Below are 4,819 nucleotides of genomic sequence, written 5' to 3' on the forward strand. Positions count from 1 at the left end.
GCTGGGAATCCGCGCCGCAATGCCGATCGCGGTGTCGAGATCTTTGGCTTCGACCAGATAGTAGCCGCCGAGCTGCTCGCGCGTCTCCGCGAACGGACCGTCGGTGGTCATGAGCTTGCCATCGCGGACCCGCACCGTTGTTGCCGTTGTCGTCGGCCGCAGCCGGTCGCCGGCCTTGAAGTTGCCGCTCTGGATGATGGACTGGGTGAAGGCCTGATATTCGGCGAGCGTTTTCTCGGCTTCGGCCGGGGGCCGCTTCGCGTATTCGACCTCGTTCTGATAGATCATCAGCAGATACTGCATGGGGCTTGCTCCTTGTGATCGGCTAGATTGCCGACATTCGGTCGAATGGCGCACGCGTGAAACGACAATTTCAGGATAAATTATTTTCGGCGGTTCGCGACGGCTTGACGCCCGCGGCTTGAGCCCCCATGCAGGAGCCGTCAGTCGGCCGGACGGCCGCTCCGGCAGCTGCCGAAAGGCCGCCGGGGAGGAAAGTCCGGGCTCCATCGACATGCGGTGCCGGATAACGTCCGGCGGGGGCGACCCCAGGGACAGTGCCACAGAGAACGAACCGCCCGCCTCGTCCATATGGGCTTTGGCGTGGTAAGGGTGAAAAGGTGCGGTAAGAGCGCACCGCGGGTCCGGCAACGGAACCGGCATGGTAAACCCCACCGGGAGCAAGACCGAATAGGGACGGCAACGCGGGCAGTTCGTGAAAACGACAACGCCTGCGGGAGCGGTGTCAGGCTCGCCGTCCGGGTAGGTTGCTCGAGGTTGCGCGCAAGCGTGATCCCAGAGGAATGGCCGTCACGTATCGCCCGTGCGCAAGCACGGCCGGTGCCCTACAGAACCCGGCTTACAGGCCGGCTGATATGTTCACGAGGGGTTCGGCGCCACCAGCGCCGGACCCCTCGCCATTTTGCCTCACTTATCACCTTCGACCTTGCCAGCAGCGAGCCGGCCTTCGTCCTGCTTACACAACCGCCGAGAGCTTGCCGATCTCGGTGGCCTGCCGCTCGAACAGGGCGCGATAGAGCCCGCCCGGCCGCGCGACCAGCGCGGCGTGGCTGCCCTGCTCGACGATCCGCCCGCGATCGAACACCAGGATCCGATCGAGGCTGCGCACGGTGGCCAGCCGATGCGCGATCACGATCGACGTACGCCCCTTCATCAGCCGCTCCATCGCCTCCTGGATCAGCGCCTCCGATTCCGAATCCAGACTCGAGGTGGCCTCGTCCAGGATCAGCACCGGTGCATCTGCCAGGAAGGCGCGCGCCAGCGCCACGCGCTGCCGCTCGCCGCCCGACAGTTTCACGCCGCGCTCGCCGACCAGGGTGCCGTAACCCTTGGGCAGCCGCATGATGAAGTCATGCGCGTTGGCGAGCTGCGCCGCCTGCTCGATCGCAGCCTGGCTCGCGCCCGGCCGGCCATAGGCGATGTTCTCCGCAAGCGAGCGGTGAAACAGGATCGGGTCCTGCTGCACGATCGCGATCTGGCTGCGCAGCGAGTCCTGCGTCGCGTGAGCGATGTCCTGGCCGTCGATCAGGATGCGGCCGCCAGTAACGTCGTAGAGCCGCTGCACCAGCTTGACGAAGGTGGTCTTGCCGGAGCCGGACCGGCCGACCAGGCCGATGCGCTCGCCAGGACGGATGTCGACGGACAGATGGTCATAGAGCGGTGCGCGATGGCCGCCATAGTGGAACGTGACCTCGTCGAACACGATGTGCCCGCCGGTGACGCTGATCGGTTTTGCGTCCTCGGCATCGACGATGCCGATCGGCTCTTCGTGGATCGCAACCAGCTCGTCCATGTCATTGACCGCGCGCTGCAGGTTGTTGATGTGCATCCCGACATCGCGCAAATAGGCATGGATGACGTAATAGCTGGTCAGCACATAGGTGACGTCGCCCGGCGAGGCGCGTCCTGCGATCCATAGCAGCACGGAGCCGCCGATCACGGAGGCGCGCAGGCAGAGCAGCACGCCCAGCTGCACCGCAGCCGTGGTGTTGTAGCGCAGCCAGGTCCGGTTCACGCGCCGCCGCCAGCGGCTGATCACGCGGTCCAGCCTGTCATCCTCGCGCGCTTCCGCGCCGAACGACTTCACCACCGCGTTGCAGGTGATGGAATCGGCCAGCGTGCCGCCGACCTTGGTGTCCCAGGCATTGGACACACGGGCAGCCGGCGCGATGTAGCGGGTCGAGAATGCGACCGTCATCGCCACATAAAGCACCGCGCCGACCGCGATCACCGCACCCAGCGAGGCCCAATGCAGGCCGAGCAGCACCATCGAGCCGAGCAGCACCGCCAGCGAGGGCAACAGCGCCAGCAGGATGGTGTCGTTGTAGAGGTCGAGCGCCCACATGCCGCGGGTGATCTTGCGCACGGTGGAGCCGGCGAAGCTGTTGGCGTGCCAGTCGGTCGAGAAGCGCTGCACGCGCACGAAGGCATCGCGCGCGACATCCGACATGATGCGCAAGGTGAACGGCACGATCAGCTGCAGGCCGCCAAGCCGCAGCACGATCGAGGCGAAGCCCAGCGCGACGATGGCGCCGAAGGCCGTGAGCGCAGCCCGCCGCGCGGCGGAATCGACCGGGCCCAATGTCAGCGCGTCGACCAGTCTGCCGGAGAACACCGGCATGAACAGGTCGGCAACCGTCGCGCCCAGCAAGCCAATGGCAATGGCGAGCGTCATGCCCGGCTGCTTCAGCCAGTGCCGGAACACGAACGGCATCACGACGCGGATGGCGGCGGGCCGCTTCTTGGCTTTCAATTTGGTGATCTCAATGGTCATGGCATCATCAGGCCACGCAGCGCGGGCCTGCTCCATCTCAATGCAGACGTGCCAGCGGCAAAGACCGCGCACGCATCCTGCGAACAATTAGTGACTTATCGGGAAGTACGGCGACCGTGATCAGCTTGATCTCGGTCGAAGCGGGGTGCAGCAGCGCTCAACGAAATGAGCGGGAACCCAGCGCAAGCTTCGGACGCGGGCAGGTGATCTGCAGATGCGACATATCCATGCAAATCTCCCCGGTTCGAGCGACAATCGCCGTTCTATATACGTCGCGGTATGATTTGGCAACCCGTCAAGATCACGTGCGCGTGCGCTCAGTGGGCGTCGCCTCCGCCGGCCATCGGCGAGCTCGGCTTTTTCAACAGCATCACCGTCAGGCTGAGGCCGATGTAGAAGCAGGTCAGCATGAAGAACGCATCGCCATAGCCCATCACCACCGCCTGACGGTGCACGATCTGCGACAGTTGCTTCATCGCCATCAGGGCGGAATCGCCCATGCCCTGCAGCCGCTGCTGCAGCATGTTCAAGGTCTCGACCGCGGTGGCATTGCCCCAGGTGACGCGATCATGCAGCCGGCTGATATGCAGGTCGGTGCGATCGTTCAGCACCTCGTTGATGACGGCAAGGCCGACCGCACCGCCGAGATTGCGCATCAGGTTGAACAGGCCAGAGGCGTTCTTCACCCGGTCCGGCGCCAGCGTGCCGAGCGCGATATTGTTGGTCGGCACCATCGCGCACATCATGCCGACGCCGCGCAACACCTGCGGAACGAACAGCTCCCAGAAATCGAAATCGCGGGTGATGCCGGTCATCTGATAGGAGCCGAGCGCGAACACGACGAGACCAAAGGCGATGATGTAGCGCATGTCGAAGCGCAGCATCAGCCGTCCGACGATCGGCGCCATCAGGAACATGGTGACGCCGGAGACGAACATGGTCTCGCCGATCATCATCGCGCTGTAGCCGCGCACCTCGGCGAGATAACGCGGATAGATGTAGGTGAGGCCGTAGAGACCGATGCCGATGCAGAACTGCAGCAGGCAGCCGACCGTGAAATTGCGGTTGCCGAAGGCATAGAGGTCGACGATCGGCACCCGCGCCGTCAGCACGCGCCAGAAGAACGCCACCGCGGAGACGATGCAGACCGCGGCAAAGATCGCGACCGAGCTATCCTGGATCCATTCATATTGCGGCCCCTCCTCCAGCACATATTCGAGCGAGCCGAGGAAGCCCGCCATGAACAGGAGGCCCCACCAGTCGAAATGCTCGAGCAGCTCGAAATGCGGCTCGTCGAAATCGACCAAGGCCAGCACGCCGATGGTGATCAGGATGCCCGGGGGGATGTTGATGAAGAACAGCCAGTGCCACGACATCGCGTCGGTGATGTAGCCGCCGATGGTCGGACCGATGGTGGGAGCAAGCGTGGCGACCAGCCCGATGATCGGGCCGACGATGTAGAACTTCGAGCGCGGAAACACCGTGTAGGCCGACGCGAACACGGTCGGGATCATGCCGGCGCCAAGGAAGCCCTGCAGCGCGCGCCACACGATCATCTCCTCGATGGTCGAGGCGAAGCCGCACAGGAAGCTGGACATGGTGAAGCCCGCCGCCGAGATCGCAAACAGCAGCCGCGTGCCGAAGGCGCGCGACAGAAAGCCGGACAGCGGAATGGCGATGACTTCGGCGATCAGATAGGCGGTCTGCACCCAGGAGACTTCGCTCGAGCTTGCCGACAGCCCGGCCTGGATCTCGGTGAGCGAGGCCGACACGATCTGGATGTCCAGGATCGACATGAACATCCCGAACACCATGATCAGGAACGCGATCAGCCGGCGCGGCGCCACGTGCTCGGACGCCGCATCCGGCGCTGCGATCATGGTGGGATTTGCTGTCGTCGCGTTGGCCATGGTGTGTTCGGTTCGAGGTGCGGTCTAGCTCAGCAGGAGGTGCGCCCCCCTCTTCCCGCGTGCGGGGAGAGGGTTGGGGTGAGGGGGGACTCTCGACGGAGTGAACTCGCGGAGA

At 64.5% G+C, this 4,819-nt stretch carries 3 protein-coding genes and 1 other RNA gene; 1 reads left to right on the plus strand and 3 read right to left on the minus strand.

The features are described from left to right. Window positions 1–303: YciI family protein (locus BRAS3843_RS17135; RefSeq protein WP_035981967.1), on the minus strand; the 303-nt coding region annotated here is incomplete at its 3' end. A gap of 140 nt (window positions 304–443) precedes the next feature. On the opposite strand from BRAS3843_RS17135, the gene rnpB reads away from it, so the two are divergent. Beyond that, window positions 444–878, plus strand: an RNA gene (gene rnpB / locus BRAS3843_RS38925) — RNase P RNA component class A. 98 nt (window positions 879–976) lie between these two features. Here the strand turns inward: rnpB and BRAS3843_RS17140 are convergent. After that, window positions 977–2,794, minus strand: coding sequence for an ABC transporter ATP-binding protein (locus BRAS3843_RS17140; RefSeq protein WP_008970230.1), 1,818 nt, complete (start codon window positions 2,792–2,794; stop codon window positions 977–979). Window positions 2,795–3,111: 317 nt separating this feature from the next. Further along, complete coding sequence (locus tag BRAS3843_RS17145) at window positions 3,112–4,704, minus strand: DHA2 family efflux MFS transporter permease subunit (RefSeq protein ID WP_008970231.1); 1,593 nt, start codon at window positions 4,702–4,704, stop codon at window positions 3,112–3,114. Window positions 4,705–4,819: the final 115 nt, after the last annotated feature.

Origin of the sequence: Bradyrhizobium sp. STM 3843 (assembly GCF_000239815.1) — a bacterium.
GTDB lineage: Bacteria > Pseudomonadota > Alphaproteobacteria > Rhizobiales > Xanthobacteraceae > Bradyrhizobium.